The organism is Mesorhizobium sp. M7A.F.Ca.AU.002.02.1.1, from assembly GCF_003998535.1.
Taxonomy (GTDB): Bacteria; Pseudomonadota; Alphaproteobacteria; order Rhizobiales; family Rhizobiaceae; genus Mesorhizobium; species Mesorhizobium ciceri.
The window spans coordinates 1-2,468 of sequence record NZ_RZPB01000829.1 but is presented as its reverse complement, the minus strand read 5'-3'; the positions used below and the strand labels follow the sequence as shown (position 1 = coordinate 2,468).

The window sequence follows — 2,468 nt, the reverse complement described above, 5'->3', positions numbered from 1 at the left end:
TCCTTCGACCGCGCCCAGCGGTCGGCCAGCGGATTGTAGGTGACGCCGGTGCGGTCGATGATGGTCAGGCCGGCGCCGCCAAGCGCCTTTTCGAGCTCTTCCGGGCGCACCAGCTTGCCGAACTGGTGGGTGCCGCGCGGCAGCCAGCGCAGCACATATTCGGCGCCGATGATGGCTAAGCCCAGCGCCTTCAGCGTGCGGTTGATGGTGGCCACGAACATGATGCCGCCGGGCCGCACCATCTCGCCGCATTTGGCGACGAACAGGTCGATGTCGGCGACATGCTCGACCACTTCCATGTTGAGGATGACGTCGAATTTCTCGCCGGCGTCGGCAAGGTCCTCGGCCGTCGTGGCGCGATAGTCGACGCTGACATTGCCTTCGGCGGCGTGCAGCTTGGCCACTTCGATGTTGGTTTCGGAGGCATCCGCGCCCACAACCTCGGCGCCAAGCCGCGCCATCGGCTCGCACAAAAGTCCGCCGCCGCAACCGATGTCGAGGATGCGCAGTCCCTCGAAAGGCCTTGCAGCGCGTGGGTCACGGCCGAAGCGCGTCGCTATCTGGTCGCGGATATAGGCCAGCCGGACCGGATTGAATTTGTGCAGGGGACGGAACTTGCCGTTCGGGTTCCACCATTCGGCGGCAAGGGCGGAAAAGCGTTCCACTTCTCCGGCATCGATCGTCGATCGTCGGGGCTCTGGCATAGTTGGTCTCCTCGACACTACAGCGCCGCGCGTCCTCTTGGACGCGCAAAGGACGCTGTAGCACTTTAGATTCTGCGCATGATCCTTTCCGAAATCGACTTCGATTTCGGGGTCATGCGCTAGGAAGTCGGGCGTGAAGCCGCGAATGTCAAGGCAACAATTTTCCTCTGCCGGCAGGGAGCCGGATTCTGTCAGGGCATGTCAGCTGGAGTGCGCTGCGGTGAAACACAATTGGCCTGGCGGGCGAAGGAACACATCATCGTTTTGAACTCGAAGGAGGTGACGATGACAGCAATGACGGCTTCGATCCTCTGGCATCGGCTGGACGTGGAGGGGCATGATGCCTGTCTGCTTGCGCAGACCGATGGCGGGCACAGCCTCAAGGGACAAGCCATCTTCATCCAGGACGGCAAGCCGTGCTGCCTCGCCTACGGGGTGAATTGCGATGCCGGCTGGCACACGCGGGCGGCGCTTGTCGAAGGCTTTCTCGGCACGCGCCAGCTGCACTATGCGATCGAACGCGATTTCAACGGCCAGTGGACGCTGAACGGCGAAGTCCAGCAGGGTGTCGACGGTCTTGTCGACGTCGATCTTGGCTTCACACCGGCATCGAACCTGCTGGCGATCCGCCGGTATGGCCTCGGGATCGGCGAAGCGTCGCCTGCCCCGGCCGCCTACCTGACTTTCCCTGAACTGAGCCTGGTGCGCCTCGATCAGACCTATCGGCGTCTCGACACGGTTCGCTATGCCTATGCCGCGCCGGTGTTCGGCTATGACGAGACCCTCAACGTCTCGCCGCACGGCTTCGTTGTCGACTATCCCGGCCTTTGGAGACGCGCGGCTGCGTCAGGCTGAAGCGATTGTGATCAGTCCGCTGCGACCTGCGTCGTGCCAAGCACGTCACGCAGTTTCGCTGCCAGTTGCTCGATGGTGAAGGGCTTGGCGAGGAAATGCACGTCGTGGTCGAGCACGCCGTTGTGGACCACGGCGTTCCTGGTGAAGCCGGTGGTGAAGATCACCTTCAGCAGCGGCATGCGGGCAACGGCCTCTTCCGCCAGCTTGCGGCCGTTCATGACGGGCATGACGATGTCGGTGAACAGCAGGGCGACCTTCGGGTTTTCCGCCAGTTTCTGCAACGCTTCCTCGCCACTCGCGGCATCAATGACGGTGTATCCGAGTTCGCGTATGGCCTCGGTGGTGGAGACCCGCACGCGGGCATCATCCTCGACGACAAGGATCGTTTCGGCGACCGGTGCGGCGGAGTTGTCGCCGCGCCCGGTGGGCACGGCCGGCTCTTCGGCGCCGAAATACCGCGGCAAGTAGATCTTGATTGTCGTGCCTTCGCCGGGCTCGGAATAGATGTTGACGTGGCCGCCCGACTGTTTGACGAAGCCGAACACCTGGCTCAATCCAAGGCCGGTGCCCTTGTTGACCGGCTTGGTGGTGAAGAAGGGTTCGAAGGCCTTGGCCATGACATCGGGGGTCATGCCCGAACCGGTATCGCTGACGGCGATCATCACATACTGGCCGGCCGCGACTTCTGCATGGGCGGCGGCGTAGCTGTCGTCGAGATGGCTGTTGGCGGTCTCGATGGTCAGCTTGCCGTCATCGCCCATGGCGTCGCGGGCGTTGACGGCCAGGTTGAGAACGGCGTTCTCGATCTGGCTCGGGTCGGCATGGGTTTTCCACAAGCCTCCCGCCAGCACCGTTTCGATGCGGATGGTTTCGCCGAGTGCCCTACGGATCAGGTCGGACATCCCGGTC

3 protein-coding genes are annotated in these 2,468 nt (G+C 63.1%); 1 reads left to right on the top strand and 2 read right to left on the bottom strand.

Annotated elements, in window-relative coordinates; translation table 11 throughout:
- On the bottom strand, positions 1-704 hold a 704-nt coding region (gene ubiG, locus EN879_RS31935; protein ID WP_127274521.1), incomplete at its 3' end, for a bifunctional 2-polyprenyl-6-hydroxyphenol methylase/3-demethylubiquinol 3-O-methyltransferase UbiG.
- A 285-nt stretch (positions 705-989) separates the two neighbouring features.
- Here ubiG and EN879_RS31930 point away from each other — a divergent pair.
- Positions 990-1,559 carry a putative glycolipid-binding domain-containing protein gene (locus tag EN879_RS31930; protein ID WP_063170342.1) on the top strand — a complete coding sequence of 190 codons (570 nt, stop codon included), beginning with the start codon at positions 990-992 and terminating at the stop codon, positions 1,557-1,559.
- A gap of 11 nt (positions 1,560-1,570) precedes the next feature.
- Here the strand turns inward: EN879_RS31930 and EN879_RS31925 are convergent.
- Positions 1,571-2,468, bottom strand: an 898-nt coding sequence (locus EN879_RS31925) for an ATP-binding protein (protein WP_127274520.1), incomplete at its 5' end; no start/stop codon positions are given.